32 protein-coding genes are annotated in these 19,194 nt (G+C 64.7%); 28 read left to right on the top strand and 4 right to left on the bottom strand.

The features are described 5' to 3' along the window. Positions 1 to 12 precede the first annotated feature (12 nt). On the bottom strand, positions 13 to 465 hold the full coding sequence (locus AC1RPL_RS11840; RefSeq protein WP_493069503.1) for a GFA family protein: 453 nt from the start codon (positions 463 to 465) through the stop codon (positions 13 to 15). A 93-nt stretch (positions 466 to 558) separates the two neighbouring features. Here AC1RPL_RS11840 and AC1RPL_RS11845 point away from each other — a divergent pair, with 93 nt between their 5' ends. After that, positions 559 to 1,155, top strand: coding sequence for a DUF4142 domain-containing protein (locus tag AC1RPL_RS11845; RefSeq protein ID WP_493069504.1), 597 nt, complete (start codon positions 559 to 561; stop codon positions 1,153 to 1,155). A 104-nt stretch (positions 1,156 to 1,259) separates the two neighbouring features. On the opposite strand, the gene AC1RPL_RS11850 is transcribed toward AC1RPL_RS11845, so the two are convergent. Next, positions 1,260 to 1,742 carry a bactofilin family protein gene (locus AC1RPL_RS11850; RefSeq protein WP_493069505.1) on the bottom strand — a complete coding sequence of 161 codons (483 nt, stop codon included), beginning with the start codon at positions 1,740 to 1,742 and terminating at the stop codon, positions 1,260 to 1,262. Between the two features lie 3 nt (positions 1,743 to 1,745). Further along, complete coding sequence (locus AC1RPL_RS11855; RefSeq protein WP_493069506.1) at positions 1,746 to 2,300, bottom strand: hypothetical protein; 555 nt, start codon at positions 2,298 to 2,300, stop codon at positions 1,746 to 1,748. 278 nt (positions 2,301 to 2,578) lie between these two features. Here AC1RPL_RS11855 and rpsL point away from each other — a divergent pair, with 278 nt between their 5' ends. The 26 genes from rpsL to AC1RPL_RS11985 all read left to right on the top strand — a co-directional run bounded on the left by rpsL (position 2,579) and on the right by AC1RPL_RS11985 (position 17,947). Beyond that, the gene (rpsL, locus tag AC1RPL_RS11860; protein ID WP_116840096.1) at positions 2,579 to 2,950 is read left to right on the top strand and encodes a 30S ribosomal protein S12; all 372 of its coding nucleotides are present in this window, start codon (positions 2,579 to 2,581) and stop codon (positions 2,948 to 2,950) included. 102 nt (positions 2,951 to 3,052) lie between these two features. Beyond that, the gene (gene rpsG, locus AC1RPL_RS11865; protein WP_493069507.1) at positions 3,053 to 3,523 is read left to right on the top strand and encodes a 30S ribosomal protein S7; all 471 of its coding nucleotides are present in this window, start codon (positions 3,053 to 3,055) and stop codon (positions 3,521 to 3,523) included. A 101-nt stretch (positions 3,524 to 3,624) separates the two neighbouring features. Continuing rightward, positions 3,625 to 5,721, top strand: coding sequence for an elongation factor G (fusA, locus tag AC1RPL_RS11870; protein WP_493069508.1), 2,097 nt, complete (start codon positions 3,625 to 3,627; stop codon positions 5,719 to 5,721). A 79-nt stretch (positions 5,722 to 5,800) separates the two neighbouring features. Beyond that, the gene (tuf, locus tag AC1RPL_RS11875; protein ID WP_493069509.1) at positions 5,801 to 6,994 is read left to right on the top strand and encodes an elongation factor Tu; all 1,194 of its coding nucleotides are present in this window, start codon (positions 5,801 to 5,803) and stop codon (positions 6,992 to 6,994) included. A gap of 119 nt (positions 6,995 to 7,113) precedes the next feature. Continuing rightward, positions 7,114 to 7,596 (top strand): hypothetical protein, encoded by a 483-nt coding sequence (locus AC1RPL_RS11880; protein WP_493069510.1) that lies wholly within the window; start codon positions 7,114 to 7,116, stop codon positions 7,594 to 7,596. Between the two features lie 352 nt (positions 7,597 to 7,948). Then, entirely contained in the window at positions 7,949 to 8,260 is a 312-nt protein-coding gene (gene rpsJ / locus AC1RPL_RS11885; RefSeq protein ID WP_493069511.1) for a 30S ribosomal protein S10, read from the top strand. 384 nt (positions 8,261 to 8,644) lie between these two features. Next, entirely contained in the window at positions 8,645 to 9,403 is a 759-nt protein-coding gene (gene rplC / locus AC1RPL_RS11890; protein ID WP_493069512.1) for a 50S ribosomal protein L3, read from the top strand. Between the two features lie 2 nt (positions 9,404 to 9,405). Further along, the gene (gene rplD / locus AC1RPL_RS11895; protein ID WP_493069513.1) at positions 9,406 to 10,020 is read left to right on the top strand and encodes a 50S ribosomal protein L4; all 615 of its coding nucleotides are present in this window, start codon (positions 9,406 to 9,408) and stop codon (positions 10,018 to 10,020) included. After that, entirely contained in the window at positions 10,013 to 10,333 is a 321-nt protein-coding gene (locus AC1RPL_RS11900) for a 50S ribosomal protein L23 (RefSeq protein WP_493069514.1), read from the top strand. Before rplD ends, AC1RPL_RS11900 begins: the two co-directional genes overlap by 8 nt. Next, positions 10,333 to 11,184, top strand: coding sequence for a 50S ribosomal protein L2 (rplB, locus tag AC1RPL_RS11905; RefSeq protein ID WP_493069515.1), 852 nt, complete (start codon positions 10,333 to 10,335; stop codon positions 11,182 to 11,184). Before AC1RPL_RS11900 ends, rplB begins: the two co-directional genes overlap by 1 nt. A 3-nt stretch (positions 11,185 to 11,187) precedes the next feature. Further along, positions 11,188 to 11,463 carry a 30S ribosomal protein S19 gene (gene rpsS / locus AC1RPL_RS11910; RefSeq protein WP_029936458.1) on the top strand — a complete coding sequence of 92 codons (276 nt, stop codon included), beginning with the start codon at positions 11,188 to 11,190 and terminating at the stop codon, positions 11,461 to 11,463. Next, positions 11,463 to 11,840: a 50S ribosomal protein L22 gene (gene rplV / locus AC1RPL_RS11915; RefSeq protein ID WP_116838638.1), complete on the top strand. Its 378-nt coding sequence runs from the start codon at positions 11,463 to 11,465 to the stop codon at positions 11,838 to 11,840. The genes rpsS and rplV overlap by 1 nt, the downstream gene beginning before the upstream one ends. Next, the gene (gene rpsC / locus AC1RPL_RS11920; RefSeq protein ID WP_493069516.1) at positions 11,840 to 12,547 is read left to right on the top strand and encodes a 30S ribosomal protein S3; all 708 of its coding nucleotides are present in this window, start codon (positions 11,840 to 11,842) and stop codon (positions 12,545 to 12,547) included. The genes rplV and rpsC overlap by 1 nt, the downstream gene beginning before the upstream one ends. Positions 12,548 to 12,562: 15 nt before the next feature. Continuing rightward, positions 12,563 to 12,994 carry a 50S ribosomal protein L16 gene (gene rplP / locus AC1RPL_RS11925; protein WP_086128647.1) on the top strand — a complete coding sequence of 144 codons (432 nt, stop codon included), beginning with the start codon at positions 12,563 to 12,565 and terminating at the stop codon, positions 12,992 to 12,994. A 4-nt stretch (positions 12,995 to 12,998) separates the two neighbouring features. Next, positions 12,999 to 13,202: a 50S ribosomal protein L29 gene (gene rpmC, locus AC1RPL_RS11930; protein WP_493069517.1), complete on the top strand. Its 204-nt coding sequence runs from the start codon at positions 12,999 to 13,001 to the stop codon at positions 13,200 to 13,202. 10 nt (positions 13,203 to 13,212) lie between these two features. Continuing rightward, positions 13,213 to 13,485: a 30S ribosomal protein S17 gene (rpsQ, locus tag AC1RPL_RS11935; protein ID WP_086128649.1), complete on the top strand. Its 273-nt coding sequence runs from the start codon at positions 13,213 to 13,215 to the stop codon at positions 13,483 to 13,485. Positions 13,486 to 13,545: 60 nt separating this feature from the next. Continuing rightward, complete coding sequence (gene rplN / locus AC1RPL_RS11940; RefSeq protein WP_086128650.1) at positions 13,546 to 13,914, top strand: 50S ribosomal protein L14; 369 nt, start codon at positions 13,546 to 13,548, stop codon at positions 13,912 to 13,914. Beyond that, positions 13,914 to 14,231, top strand: a complete 318-nt coding sequence (gene rplX / locus AC1RPL_RS11945) for a 50S ribosomal protein L24 (protein ID WP_493069518.1) — start codon at positions 13,914 to 13,916, stop codon at positions 14,229 to 14,231. The genes rplN and rplX overlap by 1 nt, the downstream gene beginning before the upstream one ends. Next, positions 14,224 to 14,805: a 50S ribosomal protein L5 gene (gene rplE, locus AC1RPL_RS11950; RefSeq protein WP_493069519.1), complete on the top strand. Its 582-nt coding sequence runs from the start codon at positions 14,224 to 14,226 to the stop codon at positions 14,803 to 14,805. Before rplX ends, rplE begins: the two co-directional genes overlap by 8 nt. Positions 14,806 to 14,824: 19 nt before the next feature. Beyond that, complete coding sequence (gene rpsN, locus AC1RPL_RS11955) at positions 14,825 to 15,130, top strand: 30S ribosomal protein S14 (protein ID WP_348972776.1); 306 nt, start codon at positions 14,825 to 14,827, stop codon at positions 15,128 to 15,130. A 10-nt stretch (positions 15,131 to 15,140) separates the two neighbouring features. Continuing rightward, on the top strand, positions 15,141 to 15,536 hold the full coding sequence (gene rpsH / locus AC1RPL_RS11960) for a 30S ribosomal protein S8 (protein WP_213981421.1): 396 nt from the start codon (positions 15,141 to 15,143) through the stop codon (positions 15,534 to 15,536). Continuing rightward, positions 15,536 to 16,069 carry a 50S ribosomal protein L6 gene (gene rplF, locus AC1RPL_RS11965; protein ID WP_493069520.1) on the top strand — a complete coding sequence of 178 codons (534 nt, stop codon included), beginning with the start codon at positions 15,536 to 15,538 and terminating at the stop codon, positions 16,067 to 16,069. The genes rpsH and rplF overlap by 1 nt, the downstream gene beginning before the upstream one ends. After that, positions 16,069 to 16,428 (top strand): 50S ribosomal protein L18, encoded by a 360-nt coding sequence (gene rplR, locus AC1RPL_RS11970; protein WP_493069846.1) that lies wholly within the window; start codon positions 16,069 to 16,071, stop codon positions 16,426 to 16,428. The genes rplF and rplR overlap by 1 nt, the downstream gene beginning before the upstream one ends. Positions 16,429 to 16,430: 2 nt before the next feature. Then, complete coding sequence (gene rpsE / locus AC1RPL_RS11975) at positions 16,431 to 17,162, top strand: 30S ribosomal protein S5 (RefSeq protein WP_493069521.1); 732 nt, start codon at positions 16,431 to 16,433, stop codon at positions 17,160 to 17,162. A 5-nt stretch (positions 17,163 to 17,167) separates the two neighbouring features. Next, complete coding sequence (gene rpmD / locus AC1RPL_RS11980; protein ID WP_044333362.1) at positions 17,168 to 17,347, top strand: 50S ribosomal protein L30; 180 nt, start codon at positions 17,168 to 17,170, stop codon at positions 17,345 to 17,347. Positions 17,348 to 17,443: 96 nt separating this feature from the next. Then, positions 17,444 to 17,947, top strand: coding sequence for a hypothetical protein (locus tag AC1RPL_RS11985; protein WP_493069522.1), 504 nt, complete (start codon positions 17,444 to 17,446; stop codon positions 17,945 to 17,947). 67 nt (positions 17,948 to 18,014) lie between these two features. On the opposite strand, the gene AC1RPL_RS11990 is transcribed toward AC1RPL_RS11985, so the two are convergent. Beyond that, positions 18,015 to 18,335 carry a hypothetical protein gene (locus AC1RPL_RS11990; RefSeq protein ID WP_493069523.1) on the bottom strand — a complete coding sequence of 107 codons (321 nt, stop codon included), beginning with the start codon at positions 18,333 to 18,335 and terminating at the stop codon, positions 18,015 to 18,017. A gap of 164 nt (positions 18,336 to 18,499) precedes the next feature. On the opposite strand from AC1RPL_RS11990, the gene rplO reads away from it, so the two are divergent. Further along, entirely contained in the window at positions 18,500 to 19,051 is a 552-nt protein-coding gene (gene rplO, locus AC1RPL_RS11995; RefSeq protein WP_493069524.1) for a 50S ribosomal protein L15, read from the top strand. The last annotated feature ends 143 nt before the right edge of the window (positions 19,052 to 19,194 follow it).

Consider the following 19,194-nt stretch of genomic DNA (forward strand, 5'->3'; position numbering starts at 1 on the left):
ACCGCGCATGATCTAACCCGCGGCATATTCCCGGGTCAGCGCATCCCAGTCGTTCCAGTCCGGATTGCCCGGATAGCTGCGCGTCGCCTGCGTTTCCGCCCAGGGGAGCTTCTCGCTGGTCCAGGTCTCGAGGAAGGGCGGGGCGTCGTTCGGCGCATCGAGCATCGTCGTGCGGATGTTGACGAACCAGTCCATCCCCTCGGCGCGGGTGAATACCCAGCTCTTGCATTGGTCGCAGTGGAAATGATGCGCCACCGGGCCGTGCAGCCCGCCGATCACCGGCGCACCCTTCGTTACCTCGAACGCTGCGCTCGGCGCGGTCAGGGTGAGCGAGAAGGCGCTGCCGGTCATCTTCTGGCAGCCGGTGCAATGACAGGCGCTGGTGAGGAAGGGGGCGGCGCTCAGCCGGAAGCGCAGGGCGCCGCAGCGGCAGCCGCCTTCATGCACCTGGGTCCCGTCGATCATCGGCCATCTCCTCGATTCGCCGCATCCCCATAACCCGCCCGGAACGGCATCTCCATGCGCCGCGTTCCTTCTCCCAACAGGAGGAAAGCCTGCATGCACAAATACTTCTTCGCGCTCGGCCTGGGACCGGCGTTCGCGCTCGGCGCCTGCGGCGGCAGCGAGCCGGTGACCACGGTCGACAATATCGTCGCCACCGACACCATCATTCCCGAGAACAGCGTCGACGCCAATGCGGCGGCCGAGCTCAATGCCCAGACCGGCGCGCCGGTAATGACCGGCCAGACCTTCGCCGACACCGCGGGTGCCAGCGACGCCTATGAAGTGGCGGCGGGCAAGCTCGCCCAGCAAAAGGCGACGAGCCAGGCGCTCAAGGACTTTGGCGGGATGATGGTGACAGGGCACACCGAATCGACCGCTAAGCTCAAGGCCGCGGGCGCCAAGGCGGCGCCGGCGATCGCACCCAATCCCAAGCTCAGCGCCGAGCAGGAGGCGAACCTCGCCACGCTGCGCGACACGACCGGCGCGGACTTCGATACCGCCTACAAGGCGCAGCAGATCGTCGCGCACGAGAAGACGCTGGCGGCAGTGAGGGACTATGCCGCGAACGGCACCGTGGCGGAGCTCAAGGGCTTCGCGGCAGAGATCGCGCCGATCGTCCAGATGCATCTGGACAAGATCAAGGGGCTCTGAGGGGCCGGCCTTCTAGCGCCCCTCCCTTGCAGGGAGGGGGAGATTAGAAAGGGCGCGCTCCCCCCGTGGGAACGCGCCCCTCCTGTTTCCCCGAAAAACGAAGCCTATTCGTTCGCCGCCGCCGCGAAAGGCGAGGGTGCCGCTTCCACGGCGCGCGGGCCGGTGGCCGCTGCCGCCGCGACGGTGCTCATATGCTTCAGGCGCCCGTCGATATGGCCGCCATTCTCGATGGTGATGTTCTCATATTCGACATCGCCGGTGATCTTGGCCGATCGCTCGATCGTGAGCTGCTTGACGCGCACCGTGCCTTCGATCGCGCCTGCAAGGCGCGCGGTCTCGGCGGTGACGTTGCCGAAGATCTGGCTGTCGGCGCCCTGCGCCAGGCTGCCGCAATTGACGTCGCCTTCGATGCGGCCGTCGATATGCAGGTCGGCGGTGGCCGAGATATTGCCGGTCACGGTCACGTCCGGACCGATCACCGAGAACATGCCGCGCTTGGCATTGCTGCCGCTGCTCTGCTGCGGCGGCGCGGGCGGCATTGCCGGGCGCTCGTCGCGATCACGACCACGATTATTGCCATTGAACATACGCTACTCCCCAGTTTCGGACCCCGAATCCCTGGGCAATTGTCTAGCATAATGTGCAGGAACAGGCATCGGCCAAAAGCGGGACAGGCGTTCCAGAGAGGGATTGTCGTTCGCGGCGGGGCAGCGCGCTCGACAAAGCCACGCGGCGGCGAGCATCGCTGCGCCGGCGACGAATGGGGATAGCGGGGCAGGGCCGAACATCGCCACTGCGCCGGCGAGCACCAGCACCGCGGCGAATCGCTCGGTCCGGAACAGGGCGAGGGCGAGCGCGGCGGGCACGACCAGCGCGCCCGCGCCGATGCTCGGGAATATGATCAGCGGGACCAGCGCCGCGGGCAGGGCGGCCTTTGCGGCGGGCCCTGCCGGCAGCGCGGTCAGCTGGGCAAGGTGCCAAGCGAGCACCCCGGCGCCGCCGGTGATCGCCAGGCCGAACAGCTCCCAGGAAAGCAGCCCCGCGACTCCGGAGATGCTGGGGCCGACGCTGCCCAGCGCGAGCGTGGCGAACAGCGCCGCGAGCGCGGCGGCGAGCGGCTTGAATCGGGGGGCGTAACGAACCATCTTCCCAGCTGTAGCCGGCGGGAGGTTGACGCTCCGTTATCCTGCGGTGTCGCTTTGGGGGAGTCGGTTGACCCGCTCGCCCCCCCTCGCTATAGGCGCCCCCGTTCCACAAGGGACTGGCATGTCCGGTCGCGATTCCTTTTGGGACAAGAGCTGAACGTTGCTGGAGACGCAATGGCCCGGGGGGTCGAGGACACCCGGGGCCTTTTCGTATTCTCAAACAAGGGTTCCAGCAAAGTAACCGCCGGCCACGCCGGTAACATAAGGTGAAGGGCTTCATGCCGACGATTAACCAGCTGGTCCGCAAGGGCCGCGTACTGCAGAAGACCAAGTCGAAGGTCCCTGCGATGGAGCAGAACCCGCAGAAGCGCGGCGTCTGCACCCGCGTCTACACGACGACTCCGAAGAAGCCGAACTCGGCGCTTCGCAAGGTTGCCAAGGTCCGCCTGACCAACCAGCGCGAAGTCATCAGCTACATCCCGGGCGAAGGTCACAACCTTCAGGAGCACTCGGTTGTTCTGATCCGCGGCGGCCGTGTCCGCGATCTTCCCGGCGTTCGCTACCACGTCCTGCGCGGCGTGCTCGATACGCAGGGCGTCAAGGATCGTCGCCAGTCGCGTTCGAAGTACGGCGCCAAGCGTCCCAAGTGATCGGGCGCTAGCCCGATCATCCCGGCGCAGGCCGGGATCCATACACTGGAGTAAGCCCCGGACAGGTTCCGGATCAGCTGAAGTTTTAGAAGGAAGTTCAAGATGGCTCGTCGTCGTCGCCCAGAAAAGCGCGAAATCCTGCCGGATCCCAAGTTCGGTGATATCGTCCTTTCGAAGTTCATGAACTCGGTCATGCTGGACGGTAAGAAGTCCGTTGCCGAGGGCATCGTCTATTCGGCCATGGAAACCGTCGAAACCCGCGCCAAGCGCGATCCGATCGGTGTGTTCCATGACGCGCTGAACAACATCAAGCCGGGCATCGAAGTCCGCAGCCGCCGCGTCGGCGGTGCGACCTACCAGGTTCCGGTCGAAGTCCGTCCGGAGCGTGCCCAGGCGCTCGCGATCCGCTGGCTGATCACCTCGGCCCGCAACCGCAGCGAGAACACCATGTCGGCGCGCCTCTCGGGCGAGCTGCTGGACGCTTCGAACAACCGCGGCAACGCAGTGAAGAAGCGCGAAGACACCCACCGCATGGCCGAAGCGAACCGCGCCTTCAGCCACTACCGCTGGTAAGTCTTTCTCCGGCGCCGGGGCAACTGGCGCTGGAAATTTTCGTTCCTACATATCGGGGAGCCGGATCGTCCGGCTCCCCACATCCTTAAGGAAACCAGGTCATGGCCCGCAGCCATCCCCTCGAGCGTTATCGCAACATCGGCATCATGGCGCACATCGACGCCGGCAAGACGACGACGACCGAGCGCATCCTCTACTACACCGGCAAGTCCTACAAGATCGGCGAAGTGCACGAAGGCACCGCGACGATGGACTGGATGGAGCAGGAGCAGGAGCGTGGCATCACGATCACCTCGGCGGCGACCACCTGCAAGTGGCGCGCGGAAGAGGGCAAGGGCGAAGAGCACCTGATCAACATCATCGACACCCCCGGCCACGTCGACTTCACGATCGAAGTCGAGCGTTCGCTGCGCGTGCTCGACGGTGCCGTGGCTTGCTTCGACGGCGTTGCGGGCGTCGAGCCGCAGTCCGAGACCGTGTGGCGCCAGGCCGACAAGTACGGCGTGCCGCGCATGTGCTTCGTCAACAAGCTGGACCGTACCGGCGCGGATTTCTATTTCTGCGTCAACTCGATCATCGAGCGCCTGGGCGCGCGTCCGGCCGTGCTGTATCTCCCGATCGGCATCGAAGGCGGCTTCAAGGGCCTGGTCGACCTGGTCGAGAACCGCGCGATCATCTGGCTCGAAGAGTCGCTCGGCGCGAAGTTCGAATATGCCGACATCCCCGAGGACATGGTCGAGAAGGCTGCCAAGTATCGCAGCGACCTGATCGAAATGGCCGTCGAGTTGGACGACGCCCTGATGGAAGCGTATCTTGAGGGCAACGAGCCTTCGGTCGCAGACCTGAAGAAGCTGATCCGCAAGGGTACGCTCACCATGGCTTTCGTGCCGGTGGTTTGCGGCTCGGCGTTCAAGAACAAGGGCGTGCAGCCCCTGCTCGACGCCGTGGTCGACTATCTGCCGAGCCCGCTCGACGTTCCTGCGATCAAGGGCGTGAAGCTCGACGGCGAGACGCCGGACGAGCGTCCGTCGTCGGACACCGAGCCTTTCTCGGCGCTGGCGTTCAAGATCATGAACGATCCGTTCGTCGGTACGCTGACGTTCGCGCGCATCTATTCGGGCAAGCTGGAGGCCGCTTCGGTCGTCACCAATTCGGTGAAGGACAAGAAGGAAAAGGTCGGCCGCATGCTGCTGATGCATGCGAACAGCCGTGAGGACATCCAGGAAGCGTTCGCCGGCGACATCGTCGCTCTGGCGGGCCTGAAGGACACCACGACGGGCGACACGCTCTGCGCGCAGAACGCACCGATCATCCTGGAGCGGATGGAGTTCCCCGAGCCCGTGATCGAGCTTTCGGTGGAGCCCAAGACCAAGGCCGACCAGGAGAAGATGGGCGTCGCGCTCAATCGTCTCGCGCGCGAGGATCCGTCGTTCCGCGTGACTTCGGACGCCGAGAGCGGCCAGACCATCATCAAGGGCATGGGCGAGCTCCATCTCGAGATCCTGGTCGACCGCATGAAGCGCGAGTTCAAGGTGGAGGCCAATGTCGGCGCGCCGCAGGTGGCGTATCGCGAATATCTCGCGAAGCCCGTCGACATCGACTACACCCACAAGAAGCAGTCGGGCGGTACCGGCCAGTTCGGTCGCGTGAAGGTCAAGCTCACGCCGGGCGAGCGCGGTTCGGGCATCATCTTCAAGGACGAGATCAAGGGCGGCAATATTCCGAAGGAATATCTGCCGGCGATCGAAAAGGGCTTCCGCGAGACGGCTGCGACGGGTTCGCTCGTCGGCTTCCCGATCATCGACTTCGAGATCGTGCTGTATGACGGCGCGTACCACGACGTCGACTCGTCGGCGCTGGCGTTCGAAATCACCGCCCGTGCAGCAATGCGCGAAGCGGCGCAGAAGGCAGGCATCAAGCTGCTCGAGCCGATCATGAAGGTCGAGGTCGTCACCCCGGAGGATTATCTGGGCGACGTCATCGGCGACATGAACAGCCGTCGTGGCCAGATCCAGGGCACCGACACGCGCGGCAACGCGCAGACGGTCGAGGCGATGGTCCCGCTGGCGAACATGTTCGGCTATGTGAACGCGCTCCGCTCGTTCACCCAGGGCCGCGCGCAGTACAGCATGCAGTTCTCGCATTACGACGAAGTGCCCGCGAATGTGGCCGACGAAGTGAAGGCGAAGCTGGCGTAATCCAAAATGAGTCGCTAAGGGGCCGCGTTCGCGTGGCGCCCTGACCGGCCGCGAAATTGATCTAGAAGGTAGGAAATCAATGGCGAAGGCAAAATTCGAGCGGAACAAGCCGCACCTCAACATCGGCACCATCGGTCACGTCGATCACGGCAAGACCTCGCTGACGGCTGCTATCACCAAGGTTCTCGCTGAGACCTCGGGCGGCGTCGCAGTGGACTTCGCGAACATCGACAAGGCTCCGGAAGAGCGCGAGCGCGGCATCACCATCTCGACCGCACACGTCGAGTACGAGACGGCTGCGCGCCACTATGCGCACGTCGATTGCCCGGGCCACGCCGACTATGTGAAGAACATGATCACCGGTGCTGCCCAGATGGACGGCGCGATTCTCGTGGTCGCCGCCACCGACGGCCCGATGCCGCAGACCAAGGAGCACATCCTGCTCGCTCGCCAGGTCGGCGTGCCGACCATGGTGGTCTTCCTCAACAAGTGCGACCTGGTCGACGACGAGGAAATCCTCGAGCTGGTCGAGATGGAAATCCGGGAAGAGCTCAGCAAGCGCGACTTCGACGGCGACAACATTCCGATCATCCGTGGTTCGGCTACCGCCGCCCTCTCGGGTTCGGACGCCAAGCTGGGCCAGGAAGCCATCCTGGAGCTCATGAAGGCAGTCGACGAGTCGATCCCGCAGCCGGAGCGTCCGCTCGACAAGCCGTTCATGATGCCGATCGAAGACGTGTTCTCGATCTCGGGCCGCGGCACCGTGGTGACCGGCCGCGTCGAGACCGGCATCGTCAAGGTTGGTGAGGAAGTCGAGATCGTCGGCATCCAGGAGACCGTCCGCAAGACGACCGTCACCGGCGTGGAAATGTTCCGCAAGCTGCTCGACCAGGGCGAGGCCGGCGACAACATCGGCGCGCTGATCCGCGGCGTTGGCCGTGACGAAGTCGAGCGTGGCCAGGTTCTGGCCAAGCCGGGTTCGATCAAGCCGCACACCGACTTCAAGTCGGAAGTGTACGTGCTGTCGAAGGACGAGGGTGGCCGTCACACGCCGTTCTTCGCCAACTATCGTCCGCAGTTCTACTTCCGTACCACGGACGTGACCGGCACGATCGAGCTGCCGGAAGGCACCGAGATGGTCATGCCGGGCGACAACGTGTCGCTGGGCATCAAGCTCATCGCTCCGATCGCCATGGACGTTGGCCAGCGCTTCACGATCCGTGAAGGCGGCCGTACCGTCGGCGCCGGCGTGGTTGCTGAAATCCAGAAGTAAGTCTGCGCCTTCGGGCGTGAGCTGAAACAAGGAATGGCCCGGCTTCCCCCAGGGGAGGCCGGGCTTTTCCGTTGTGCCGTCCCCGGCTATCGCGGGTTGGCAAAATCGGGGAGGGCGGAATGCGCTTTGGTCTGGCACTGCTGATCTGCGCACTGGCCGGCGGATGCAGCCCGACGCCGCCACCGCCCGATCTGGGGTTCGAGGGGCTGCCGGTGATGGGCGGACAGGCTTTCGCAGAGAAGCTGGGCTTCACGGACTGCCTGTACACCTCGAACGCCCTGCGCTGCCGCAAGGACGGGGTGATGCTGTACGGCAAGGGCCCCTATCGCGGTGCCGTCGATATGAACGAGGGCAAGGGCTCCGGCTTCTACCAGCTCATCTTGTGGCACGACCGCGACCAGGATGCCGTCCTGGAGCTGAATCCGGTGCTCGAGGCGAAGGGCTGGAAGCTGTGCCGGACGGGCCAGGAGGATCGCGGCGACCAGGAGATCTGGACCAGGCCGGGATCGCCGGTGCGCCTGTCGGCCGATATCAGCTATTGGGGCAAGCGGCGCTTGCGCATCCTGCCGGAGCGCGGGCAGCCGACCGGGCATTGCTTCTAGGGCGCGGGCGCGTATCGCGATCCGGCAGCTTCGGTTCCGCGGCGAAGGCGGGGCCCAGTTGCAATGAAGTTCGAGAGGTCGTTGCGCGCACGCCAATCTGCCGGTGCCGGGCCCAGCCCATCGCCGGGGAGGTGCAGGGAATTGCTCCTGCCTGGGCACCCGATCCCAGTCCCAAGCCGCATCCCGAAAATTCGCCGGGAAATTCGCCGAGTCTGGGGCTTGATCCGAATCGCGAGTGGCTGTAGAGGCGCGCCTTCGAATTAGGGTTTGAACAGCAAGAGGTGGCAGTTCCGTTCCGCCGATTTTTGGCGTGGACGGGAAAGTTACCCCGCTCTTTCACATTGGTAGGTCCATGGAAACGCAGAATATCCGCATTCGTCTGAAGGCGTTCGATCACCGAGTGCTCGACCAGGCGACCGGCGACATCGCCGACACTGCGCGCCGCACCGGCGCCCTCATCCGTGGTCCGATCCCGCTTCCGACGAAGATCGAGAAGTTCACGGTCAACCGTGGTCCCCACATCGACAAGAAGAGCCGCGAGCAGTTCGAAGTGCGCACCTACAAGCGCATGCTCGACATCGTGCAGCCGACTCCGCAGACGGTCGATGCGCTGATGAAGCTCGACCTCGCTGCCGGCGTCTCGGTCGAGATCAAGCTCGCGTAAGCGAGCGAGCCCCGGCGGAAGCCGGGGTCGTCCTCCACTCGGCGTATCCCTGCAAGGGAACGCAGTTGGAGGGTGGACAGGGAAGCGCTGCTGACGTAAAGGCGCGCCTCCACACGAGATTCGCGATTCCCTAAAGGGGGATTCGCAAGGTTCCTCCACCGGATCGATCCCGATCCAAGGCAAGGAACTGGAGGGCGCCAAGGGCGCACTCACATCGCGATAGGGATACCGCCGGCCTCTTCGGAGAACCGGGTCTGCGTCCCCCGTCGCCTCTTCCTTCGGGAGGGGGTTCAGCCCGGACGGGGGCTCGCATCATATTTTCGGGCTGAGGCACGCACCCGTGGGAATTCCCCCTCGGGTGCCTATGCATAGGAGCAACAGGTCATGCGCACTGGCGTGATCGCGAAGAAGTTGGGGATGACCCGCCTGTTCCAGGACGACGGCCGCCACGTGCCGGTCACTGTCCTGGCACTCGAAGGCGTGCAGGTCATCTCCGTCCGCGAAAAGGATCGTGACGGCTATACGGCCGTCCAACTCGGCGCCGGTTCGGCGAAGAGCAAGAATGTCGCCAAGCCGCAGCGCGGCCACTTCGGCAAGGCCGAAGTCGAGCCCAAGGCTGTGGTCCATGAGTTCCGCGTCGATGCCGACGGGCTGCTCGAAGTGGGCGCCGAGATCTCGGCCGACCATTATGTCGCCGGCCAGTTCGTCGACATCCAAGGCAAGACCCAGGGCAAGGGCTTTGCGGGCGGCATGAAGCGTTGGGGCTTCGGCGGTCTGCGCGCCACCCACGGCGTCTCGGTCTCGCACCGCTCGCTCGGTTCGACCGGTCAGCGCCAGGATCCGGGCAAGGTCTTCAAGAACAAGAAGATGGCCGGTCACATGGGTGACAAGTACCGCACCCAGCAGAACCTCGAGATCGTCGGCACCGACGTCGAGCGCGGCCTGATCTTCGTCAAGGGCTCGGTCCCTGGCTCGAAGGGCGGCTGGCTGTTCGTCAAGGACGCCGTCAAGGTCGACCGTCATGCCGATGCGCCGTTCCCGGCCGGCATCAAGTCGATCGCCAACAACAACGACACCGCCCCCGCGGAAACCCCGGCCGAAGTGACCGAGGCTCCCGAGGCGACCGAAGGCCAGGAGGGCTGAACGTGAAGGTCAAGGTTCAAACCCTCGACGCGAAGGCATCGGGCGACATCGAGCTGAACGAGGCCGTTTTCGGCGTCGAGCCGCGCGCTGACATCCTGCACCGCGTCGTCACCTGGCAGCTCGAGAAGCGCCGCGCCACCGCGCGCGGCACTCGCGAGCGTGCCGACGTCGCTCGCACGGGCAAGAAGTTCGGTCGCCAGAAGGGCGGCGGTACGGCTCGTCACGGCGATCGCCGCGCTCCGGTGTTCATCGGCGGTGGTAAGGCTCACGGCGCCCGCGTCCGTGACTTCAATCCCGGCCTGAACAAGAAGATCCGCGCGCTCGGCCTCAAGATGGCTCTCAGCAGCCATGCAAAGGCTGGTTCGCTGATCGTCCTCGATGCGTTCGGCACCGCCAAGACCGCGGAGCTCAAGTCGCAGTTCGCCAAGCTCGGCACCGGCCGTACGGCCCTGGTGATCGACGGCGAGACCGGCAATGGTTTCCTCGCGGCCCGCAACCTGGTGGGCGTCAACGTCCTCCCGGCAGTCGGCGCCAACGTCTATGACATCCTGAAGCACGACACGCTGGTCCTGACCCGCGCTGCCGTCGAGAGCCTGGAGGCGCGCTTCAATGGCTAAGAAGCAGGCAGCTGTGATCGACAACCGTCACTATGACGTGATTGTCGCTCCGCACATCACCGAGAAGTCGACCCTCGTCTCCGAGCACAACGCCGTTGTGTTCAAGGTCGCTGGCGACGCCACGAAGCCCGAGATCAAGGCCGCTGTCGAAGCGATCTGGAAGGTCAAGGTGACTGGCGTCAACACGATCGTCCAGAAGGGCAAGACCAAGAAGTGGAAGGGCGCTCCTTACAAGCGCTCGGACATCAAGAAGGCAATCGTGACGCTCGCCGACGGTGAGCAGATCGACGTGACCTCGGGGGTCAATTCGTAATGGCACTCAAGAATTATAATCCGACGTCGCCTGGCGTCCGTGGCCTGATCCTGATCGACCGCTCCGCCCTGTACAAGGGTCGTCCGGTCAAGGGTCTGACCGAGGGCAAGACCAAGACCGGCGGCCGCAACAACAAGGGCCATGTGACCTCGCGCGGCATCGCCGGCGGTCACAAGCAGCGCTACCGCATCATCGACTTCAAGCGTCGCCTGTGGGACGTCGAGGGCACCGTGGAGCGGATCGAATATGATCCCAACCGCACCGCCTTCATCGCCTTGGTGAACTACGGCGCCGACGAAGCCGGCAAGGAGCGTCTGGCCTACATCATCGCTCCGCAGCGTCTCGCTGTCGGCGACAAGGTGATCGCGGGCAAGAAGACCGACGTGAAGCCGGGCAACGCCATGGAGCTTTCGTCGATGCCGGTCGGCACCATCGTCCACAACGTGGAGATGAAGCCGGGCAAGGGCGGCCAGATCGCCCGTTCGGCAGGCACCTATGTGCAGGTCGTCGGCCGTGACCGCGGCATGGTGATCGTTCGCCTGAACTCGGGCGAGCAGCGCTACATCCACGGCAATTGCATGGCGACCGTCGGTGCGGTGTCCAACCCGGACAACCAGAACACCAACCTCGGCAAGGCTGGCCGTAACCGCTGGAAGGGCATCCGCCCGCTGACCCGCGGCGTCGCCAAGAACCCGGTCGACCACCCGCACGGCGGTGGTGAAGGCCGGACCTCGGGCGGCCGCCATCCGGTCACCCCGTGGGGCAAGCCGACCAAGGGTGCGCGCACCCGCCACAACAAGGCGACGGACAAGATGATCATCCGCAGCCGTCACGCGAAGAAGAAGGGCTAACCCATGGCTCGTTCCGTCTGGAAGGGTCCGTTCGTGGACCTCCACCTCCTGAAGAAGGCGCAGACCGCGCAGGAGACCAACGCGCGTGCGCCGATCAAGACCTGGTCGCGCCGCTCGACGATCCTGCCCGACTTCGTCGGCCTGACCTTCAGCGTCTATAACGGCCGCAAGTTCGTGCCGGTGTCGGTCAACGAGGACATGGTTGGCATGAAGCTCGGCGAGTTCGCTCCCACGCGCTTCTTCCCCGGCCACGCAGCCGACAAGAAGGGTAAGCGCTAATGAGCAAGCAGGCAGCCCCCCGTAAGGTCGGCGACAAGGAAGCCCTTGCCGTCGCCACGCAGATCCGCGGTTCGGCCCAGAAGCTGAACCTCGTTGCGGGCCTGATCCGCGGCAAGAAGGCCGGCGACGCGCTGAACATCCTTCAGTTCTCGACCAAGGCGATGGCCGTCGATGCCCGCAAGGTTCTCGCCTCGGCGATCGCCAATGCGGAAAACAACCATAACCTCGACGTCGATGCACTCGTCGTCGCCGAGGCTTCGGTCGGCAAGTCGATCACGATGAAGCGCTTCGCGACCCGCGGCCGTGGCAAGTCCACCCGCATCCTGAAGCCGTTCAGCCGTCTTCGCATCGTCGTCCGCGAGCAGGAAGAAGCATAATGGGTCACAAGAGCAACGCGATCGGGCTTCGGCTTCAGATCAACCGCACCTGGGACAGCCGCTGGTTCGCCGAAGGCGCCGATTATGGCCGCCTTCTGCTGGAGGATCTCAAGATCCGCCAGTACATCATCAAGACGCTGCCCCAGGCCGCGATCTCGAAGGTGGTGATCGAGCGTCCGGCCAAGCTGTGCCGCGTTTCCATCTATGCCGCACGCCCCGGCGTGATCATCGGCAAGAAGGGCACCGACATCGAGAAGCTGCGCAAGACGCTCGGCGCGATGACCAACTCGGACGTGAGCCTGAACATCGTCGAGATCCGCAAGCCGGAAGTCGACGCCAAGCTCGTCGCCCAGGGTATCGCCGATCAGCTCGAGCGCCGTATCGCCTTTCGCCGCGCCATGAAGCGTGCGGTGCAGTCGGCCATGCGCCTCGGTGCCGAGGGCATCCGGATCAACTGCGGTGGCCGTCTCGGCGGCGCCGAGATCGCCCGTTCGGAATGGTATCGCGAAGGTCGCGTTCCGCTGCACACGCTGCGCGCGAACATCGATCACGCCACTGCCGAAGCGCACACCGCCTATGGCGTCTGCGGCGTGAAGGTGTGGATCTTCAAGGGTGAGATCCTCGGCCACGATCCGATGGCGACCGATCGCCTCAACCTGGAGTCGCAGACGACGGGCGTTCGCCCGGCGCGCGACGACCGCCGCTAAGCTTAGGACAGAGAAATGCTGCAACCGAAGCGCACCAAGTTCCGCAAGGCCTTCAAGGGCCGCATCCATGGCGACGCCAAGGGCGGCACCGCGCTCAACTTCGGGTCGTACGGCCTGAAGGCGATGGAGCCGGAGCGGATCACCGCGCGCCAGATCGAGGCGGCTCGCCGCGCGATCACGCGTCACATCAAGCGCCAGGGGCGTTTGTGGATCCGCATTTTCCCGGACGTGCCGGTGTCGTCGAAGCCTGCTGAAGTCCGCATGGGCTCGGGCAAGGGTTCGCCGGAATTCTGGGTGGCCCGCGTCAAGCCCGGCCGCATTCTTTTCGAGCTGGACGGCGTGCCCGGTCCGCTCGCGGCGGAAGCGTTCGAGCGTGCTGCGATGAAGCTGCCGATCAAGGTCAAGGTCGTGGCTCGCCTCGGCGATACCTCGCACCTGGAGGGTTGATAGAATGACCAAGGCTACCGATCTTCGTGCGAAGACCGAAGACCAGCTGGGCGACGAGCTCGGCAACCTGAAGCGCGAGGCATTCAACCTGCGCTTCCAGGCCGCGACCAGCCAGCTCGAGAAGCCGAGCCGGGTTCGTGAGGTCCGTCGGGACATCGCCCGTATCAAGACGCTGCAGAACGAGCGTTCGCGCTCGGCTGCGAAGTAAGGAAGAGACCATGCCTAAGCGCGTGCTGACCGGGAACGTGGTTTCCGACAAGGGCGACAAGACGGTCGTCGTGCTGGTGGAGCGTAAGGTTAAGCACCCGCTCTACGGCAAGATCATCCGTCGCTCGAAGAAGTATCATGCCCATGACGAGGGCAATGAGTACAAGGCCGGCGAGACCGTGCGCATCGAAGAGACTGCGCCGATCTCCAAGCTGAAGACCTGGAAGGTGATCGAGCGGGTGAATACCCACGCGACCCCGACTAAGTCGGACGCAGCCGCCTAATCTTTTTAACTGGAACCCCCGGGCTGGTCCCGGAAGGCCAAACGAGAAGGAACCGGATCGATGATCCAGATGCAGTCCAATCTCGACGTCGCTGACAACAGCGGCGCGAAGCGGGTGCAGTGCATCAAGGTGCTGGGCGGATCGAAGCGTCGCTTCGCCTCCGTCGGCGACGTCATCGTCGTCAGCATCAAGGAAGCTGCTCCCCGCGGCAAGGTGAAGAAGGGTGACGTGCACCGTGCCGTCATCGTCCGCACCGCCAAGGACGTCCGCCGCGCCGATGGCTCGGTGATCCGCTTCGACGGCAATGCTGCCGTCCTGGTCAACAAGAACGAGGAGCCGATCGGCACCCGTATCTTTGGCCCGGTGGTCCGCGAGCTTCGCTCGAAGGGCTTCATGAAGATCATTTCGCTCGCCCCCGAGGTGCTGTGATGGCTGCTGCCAAGATCAAGAAGGGCGACCAGGTCGTAGTTCTGTCCGGCAAGGACAAGGGCCGCACCGGCGAAGTCGTCAAGTCGCTGCCCAAGGACGGCAAGGTCGTCGTTTCGGGCCTGAACATCGCCGTGCGTCACCGCAAGGCTTCGCAGACCAACCCGCAGGGTGGTCTCGAGCGTTCGGAAGCGCCGATGCATGTCTCGAAGGTCGCGCACGTGACCGCCGACGGCAAGCCGACGCGCGTCCGCTTCGAGGAGCGCGACGGCAAGAAGGTTCGCGTCGCCGTCAAGACCGGGGAGGTCATCAATGGCTGATTCCTACACGCCGCGCATGCGCAAGCTCTATGACGAGCAGATCGCCAAGGCGATGACCGAGAAGTTCGGTTACAAGAACGTCATGGAAGTGCCGAAGATCGACAAGATCGTGCTCAACATGGGCGTCGGCGAAGCTACGCAGGACAAGAAGAAGGTCGAGCAGGCTGCTTCCGAGATGGAGCTGATCGCCGGCCAGAAGCCTGTCATCACCAAGGCGAAGAAGTCGATCGCGCAGTTCAAGCTGCGCGAGGGCATGCCGATCGGCGCGAAGGTCACCCTCCGCCGCGAGCGCATGTACGAGTTCCTCGACCGCTTCATCACGATCGCGCTTCCGCGCGTTCGCGATTTCCGTGGGCTCAACCCGAAGAGCTTCGACGGCCGTGGCAACTATGCCTGCGGCCTGAAGGAGCAGCTCGTGTTCCCCGAGATCAACTATGACCGCATCGACAAGGTGCGCGGCATGGACGTGATCGTGACCACCACCGCGAAGACCGACGACGAAGCTCGCGAGCTTCTCCGTCTCTTCGGTTTCCCGTTCCCGCTCGAAGCGGACGGCGAAGCCAAGGCCGCGTAAAGGAAAGAGAACTTAAGTCATGGCGAAACTGAGTTCGATCAATAAGAACGAGCGTCGCAAGCAGCTGGTGAAGAAGTACGCCGGCAAGTATGCGAAGCTGAAGGCGATCGCGAACGATGAGAGCCTCGATGAGACCGAGCGTCTCATCGCGCGTCTCAAGATGGCCGAGATCCCGAGGAACGGTAATCCGACCCGCATCCGTAACCGGTGCGAGCTGACCGGCCGCCCGCGCGGCTATTACCGCAAGTTCCGTCTCGCACGCGTGATGCTGCGCGATCTGTCCAACAAGGGACTGATCCCCGGCGTCACCAAGTCGAGCTGGTAAGGACACGAAGATGGCAGTGACCGATCCCCTGGGTGATATGCTCACCCGCATCCGCAACGGCCAGCGCGCGCGCAAGGACTCCGTCCTTACGCCGGCGAGCAAGCTGCGTGCGCGCGTTCTCGATGTGCTCCAGCGCGAAGGCTACATCCGTGGCTATAGCGAAGAGCAGATGGGCCCCGCCGCGGGCATCCGCATCGAGTTGAAGTATTTCGAGGGCCAGCCGGCGATCAAGCACGTTGCACGTGTTTCGAAGCCGGGCCGCCGCGTCTATTCGGGCTCGCAGGAGCTTCCGCGTATCCGCAACGGCCTTGGCATCACGATCGTCTCGACGCCGCGCGGCGTTCTGTCCGACGCCGAAGCGCGCGAGCAGAATGTCGGTGGCGAAGTGCTGGCGGAGGTGTTCTGATGAGCCGCATCGGCAAGAAGCCGGTCTCCGTACCGGCAGGCGTCACCGCCTCGATCGACGGCCGCGTCCTGAGCGTCAAGGGCCCCAAGGGCACCCTGTCGCTCAACCTGCGCGACGAGATCAGCTACACGCTCGAAGACGGCAGCATCTCGGTGCAGCCGGCGAACGAGACCAAGGGCGCGCGCGCCTTCTGGGGCATGCAGCGCACGCTCGTGCAGAACCTGATCACCGGCGTGACCGAGGGCTTCACCAAGAAGCTCCTGATCACCGGCGTCGGCTACCGTGCGGCTTCGCAGGGCAAGGTGCTCAAGCTCCAGCTCGGCTATTCGCATGACGTGAACATCGACGTGCCGGAAGGCATCGAGATCAAGACTCCGGATCAGACCACGGTCGAGATCTCGGGGATCGACAAGCAGAAGGTCGGCCAGATTGCGGCCGAGATTCGCCGCTGGCGCAAGCCCGAGCCGTACAAGGGCAAGGGCATCAAGTACGACGGCGAGTTCATCTTCCGTAAGGAAGGGAAGAAGAAGTGATCAGCACCAAGGGTCTCTCGCTTTTCGCGAAGCGTCGTCGCCGCAACCGTACCGCGCTTCGTGCGCGTGCCGGTGGTCGTCCGCGTCTTTCGATCCATCGCTCGGGCAAGCATATCTATGCCCAGGTGATCGACGATGCCGCCGGCAAGACCGTCGCATCGGCATCCACTCTCGAGAAGGACGTGCGCGGCAAGACCGGCGCGACCATCGAGGCTGCGCAGGAAGTCGGCAAGCGCGTTGCTGCGGCTGCCAAGGCCGCCGGCATCACCCAGGTCGTCTTCGACCGCGGTGGCTTCCTCTATCATGGCCGCGTCAAGGCGCTGGCCGATGCCGCTCGTGAGAGCGGGCTGGAGTTCTGAGAATGGCTGACGAAAACAACCAGGCGCCTGCAGAGGGCGCGGGCTTCGAAGCTCAGGCCACCGGCGCTCCCCAGGAGAATCAGGGCCGTGGCCGCGGCCGTGGCCGTGGCGGCCCGGGCGGCGGCAACAATCGTGGCGGCGGTCGCGACAATCGTGGTGGCGGTCGTCGTGACGATCGTCGCGGCGGTGGCCAGGACGACGGCGGCGAAGAGCTGATCGAGAAGCTGGTCCACATCAACCGCGTCTCGAAGACGGTGAAGGGCGGCAAGCGCTTCGGCTTCGCGGCGCTGGTCGTCGTGGGCGACGGCAAGGGCCGTGCAGGCTTCGGCCATGGCAAGGCGCGCGAAGTGCCGGAAGCCATCTCGAAGGCGACTGCGGCTGCCAAGAAGGCAATGGTCCGCATCCCGCTCAAGGAAGGCCGCACGCTGCATCACGACGGCAACGGTCACTTCGGTGCCGGTCGCGTGACCATCCGTTCGGCGCCGCAGGGCACGGGCATCATCGCAGGTGGCCCGATGCGCGCCATCTTCGAGAGCCTGGGCGTTGCCGACGTCGTGACCAAGTCGGTCGGCACGTCGAACCCCTACAACATGATCCGCGCCACCTTCGAGGCGCTGAACGACCAGACTTCGCCGAAGTCGGTCGCCCAGCGGCGCGGCAAGAAGATCGCCGACCTGCTCGGCCGCGGTGGTTCGCAGACCGCCGAGGCGGATGCAGCCGCGATCGCGGAGTAAGCGACATGGCGAAGATCAAGATCCAGCAGATCGGCTCGCCGATCCGTCGCACCAAGGATCAGCGCGCGACGCTGATCGGCCTGGGCCTCAACAAGATGCACAAGGTCAGCGAGCTCGAGGACAGCCCGGAAGTCCGCGGCATGATCCGCAAGCTGCCGCACATGGTGAAGGTGCTCGAGGGCTGAGCCTTCGCGTATCCGGCAAGATAGGAAAGGGGCGGCAGGCGACTGTCGCCCCTTTTCGTTTGTCCGCCTGCCACGCTAGGATCGCTGCGAAGGGAGATGTGGACGTTGCTCGCTCTGTCGCTCCTCGCGACCCCATCGGGGCCGATCGCAGTCGAAGTCACCGGCATGGCGCCCCAGATAGCGCTGGCCGAGCAGGCCGCGCGCAAGGAAGGCTGGACCCGGGTCTGCACGGGAAGGGCGGGCGAGGAAACCGTCCTGCGCTTCACGCTGCCCGCGGGGGCGTCCGATGAAGGCGTGCTCGAGGCCCTGGGTGGTCGGGCGCACTTCATCTCCGGCTTCAGCTTCTTCCATCCGGGCGATCCGCTTCCCGCGACCTGCGACCGCGAACCGGTCAGGGTGGCCGCGCTCTCACCGCAACTGGAGATTGCGCGATCCTGCGGGTTTGGCGGGGCGCATATCCGCGATCACCAGGACGGCGATGCGCCCGTCCCGGCGGACCGGATCAAGGCGGGCTACAAGACGCTGGATGCCGGCGAGGATGTCGGACTGCGCTATGGGCCGTCCATCTGCTATGTCCAGATGCGGGAGCGGAAACCCTGAGAGACGTCGGGCGCCGACTATATCGCCCCCTGATGGCATATGCCCAGGCGCGCCCGGTCCGTAGTGCCTAGACGCCCTGCAGGCAGCTGCCCTTGATCCCCTGCGCGGGCTGCATCACCACGCTTTCGTTGGCGCCGGACTTCTGCATTTCCTTCAGCGTCGCGGCCTGCTTGCCCACGATATCGCACAGGCGCTGTACCCGCTCCTTCAATATGTCGACGTCCTTCTCGAGCCTGTCGATCCGCGCTTCCAGGACTAAAGCGGAGCTCATCTCGGCCGGCTTGGCGGTCGAGACCGCCGCGGGCTTGCTGATCTGCGAGAACGCCGTCCCGGCGAGGCCGCCGCTGATCGCGATCAGGGCGTTGGCAACCATCGTCTTGCGGATCACTTCACTTCTCCTCGCTGGAATTTCCATGAGGAGAAGCGGCTTGGCGAGGCCAGGCCGGACATTGGCGGCAAAAGGGCAAACAACGAGTCGACAAACCCCGATCCCGCCGCTATGGGCCCCGCTTCCTTACAACGCGCGACAAAAGCGAAAGCGAGTGCACGATCATGAAGCTTAACGAACTCACCGACAACAAGGGCGCCCGCCACCGCAAGATCCGCGTCGGGCGCGGCATCGGCTCGGGCAAGGGCAAGACCGCCGGCCGTGGCCAGAAGGGCCAGAAGAGCCGTGAAGGCGTGTCGATCAACGGGTTCGAGGGCGGTCAGATGCCGCTCCACATGCGCATCCCGAAGCGCGGCTTCAACAACATCTTCGCCAAGGACTATGCCGAGGTGAACCTGGGCGCGATCCAGAAGGCGATCGACGCAGGCAAGCTGACCGCGACCGACCTCGACCAGGCGGCGCTGAACGCTGCCGGCCTGACCCGTGGCGGCAAGGACGGCGTCCGCCTCCTCGCCAAGGGCGAGCTCAAGGCCAAGCTGACCTTCACCGTTGCCGGCGCGTCGAAGAGCGCGATCGAAGCGGTCGAGAAGGCCGGCGGCACCGTGACGATCCCCGAGGTCGTCGCCGCTGCCGACAAGCACAAGGCCAAGCATCGCGTCGCGCAGAACGCGCGCAATGCGGACAAGGAAGCCAAGAAGGCTGCCGCCAAGGCGTAAACCCGCTGTTCCCCGGCCCAGCGCCGGGGGCCAGCACCGGGCCGCTCGAAGCCGTGCCCCGGCAATAGCCGGGGACAAAATGCTCTGAAGGTTAGACAACCGAACGGGCGTGCCTATATGAGCGGCGGGGGGCGGAAACGCTC

Source organism: Sphingomonas sp. GW821-FHT12D09 (genome assembly GCF_058807215.1).

What these genes read in the sequence shown, in the direction of transcription:
- AC1RPL_RS11840 (WP_493069503.1), bottom strand. Translation starts at nt 465, where the DNA reads ATGATCGACGGGACCCAGGTGCATGAAGGCGGCTGCCGCTGCGGCGCC.
- AC1RPL_RS11845 (WP_493069504.1), top strand. Translation starts at nt 559, where the DNA reads ATGCACAAATACTTCTTCGCGCTCGGCCTGGGACCGGCGTTCGCGCTC.
- AC1RPL_RS11850 (WP_493069505.1), bottom strand. Translation starts at nt 1,742, where the DNA reads ATGTTCAATGGCAATAATCGTGGTCGTGATCGCGACGAGCGCCCGGCA.
- AC1RPL_RS11855 (WP_493069506.1), bottom strand. Translation starts at nt 2,300, where the DNA reads ATGGTTCGTTACGCCCCCCGATTCAAGCCGCTCGCCGCCGCGCTCGCG.
- rpsL (WP_116840096.1), top strand. Translation starts at nt 2,579, where the DNA reads ATGCCGACGATTAACCAGCTGGTCCGCAAGGGCCGCGTACTGCAGAAG.
- rpsG (WP_493069507.1), top strand. Translation starts at nt 3,053, where the DNA reads ATGGCTCGTCGTCGTCGCCCAGAAAAGCGCGAAATCCTGCCGGATCCC.
- fusA (WP_493069508.1), top strand. Translation starts at nt 3,625, where the DNA reads ATGGCCCGCAGCCATCCCCTCGAGCGTTATCGCAACATCGGCATCATG.
- tuf (WP_493069509.1), top strand. Translation starts at nt 5,801, where the DNA reads ATGGCGAAGGCAAAATTCGAGCGGAACAAGCCGCACCTCAACATCGGC.
- AC1RPL_RS11880 (WP_493069510.1), top strand. Translation starts at nt 7,114, where the DNA reads ATGCGCTTTGGTCTGGCACTGCTGATCTGCGCACTGGCCGGCGGATGC.
- rpsJ (WP_493069511.1), top strand. Translation starts at nt 7,949, where the DNA reads ATGGAAACGCAGAATATCCGCATTCGTCTGAAGGCGTTCGATCACCGA.
- rplC (WP_493069512.1), top strand. Translation starts at nt 8,645, where the DNA reads ATGCGCACTGGCGTGATCGCGAAGAAGTTGGGGATGACCCGCCTGTTC.
- AC1RPL_RS11900 (WP_493069514.1), top strand. Translation starts at nt 10,013, where the DNA reads ATGGCTAAGAAGCAGGCAGCTGTGATCGACAACCGTCACTATGACGTG.
- rplB (WP_493069515.1), top strand. Translation starts at nt 10,333, where the DNA reads ATGGCACTCAAGAATTATAATCCGACGTCGCCTGGCGTCCGTGGCCTG.
- rpsS (WP_029936458.1), top strand. Translation starts at nt 11,188, where the DNA reads ATGGCTCGTTCCGTCTGGAAGGGTCCGTTCGTGGACCTCCACCTCCTG.
- rplV (WP_116838638.1), top strand. Translation starts at nt 11,463, where the DNA reads ATGAGCAAGCAGGCAGCCCCCCGTAAGGTCGGCGACAAGGAAGCCCTT.
- rpsC (WP_493069516.1), top strand. Translation starts at nt 11,840, where the DNA reads ATGGGTCACAAGAGCAACGCGATCGGGCTTCGGCTTCAGATCAACCGC.
- rplP (WP_086128647.1), top strand. Translation starts at nt 12,563, where the DNA reads ATGCTGCAACCGAAGCGCACCAAGTTCCGCAAGGCCTTCAAGGGCCGC.
- rpmC (WP_493069517.1), top strand. Translation starts at nt 12,999, where the DNA reads ATGACCAAGGCTACCGATCTTCGTGCGAAGACCGAAGACCAGCTGGGC.
- rpsQ (WP_086128649.1), top strand. Translation starts at nt 13,213, where the DNA reads ATGCCTAAGCGCGTGCTGACCGGGAACGTGGTTTCCGACAAGGGCGAC.
- rplN (WP_086128650.1), top strand. Translation starts at nt 13,546, where the DNA reads ATGATCCAGATGCAGTCCAATCTCGACGTCGCTGACAACAGCGGCGCG.
- rplX (WP_493069518.1), top strand. Translation starts at nt 13,914, where the DNA reads ATGGCTGCTGCCAAGATCAAGAAGGGCGACCAGGTCGTAGTTCTGTCC.
- rplE (WP_493069519.1), top strand. Translation starts at nt 14,224, where the DNA reads ATGGCTGATTCCTACACGCCGCGCATGCGCAAGCTCTATGACGAGCAG.
- rpsN (WP_348972776.1), top strand. Translation starts at nt 14,825, where the DNA reads ATGGCGAAACTGAGTTCGATCAATAAGAACGAGCGTCGCAAGCAGCTG.
- rpsH (WP_213981421.1), top strand. Translation starts at nt 15,141, where the DNA reads ATGGCAGTGACCGATCCCCTGGGTGATATGCTCACCCGCATCCGCAAC.
- rplF (WP_493069520.1), top strand. Translation starts at nt 15,536, where the DNA reads ATGAGCCGCATCGGCAAGAAGCCGGTCTCCGTACCGGCAGGCGTCACC.
- rpsE (WP_493069521.1), top strand. Translation starts at nt 16,431, where the DNA reads ATGGCTGACGAAAACAACCAGGCGCCTGCAGAGGGCGCGGGCTTCGAA.
- rpmD (WP_044333362.1), top strand. Translation starts at nt 17,168, where the DNA reads ATGGCGAAGATCAAGATCCAGCAGATCGGCTCGCCGATCCGTCGCACC.
- AC1RPL_RS11985 (WP_493069522.1), top strand. Translation starts at nt 17,444, where the DNA reads ATGTGGACGTTGCTCGCTCTGTCGCTCCTCGCGACCCCATCGGGGCCG.
- rplO (WP_493069524.1), top strand. Translation starts at nt 18,500, where the DNA reads ATGAAGCTTAACGAACTCACCGACAACAAGGGCGCCCGCCACCGCAAG.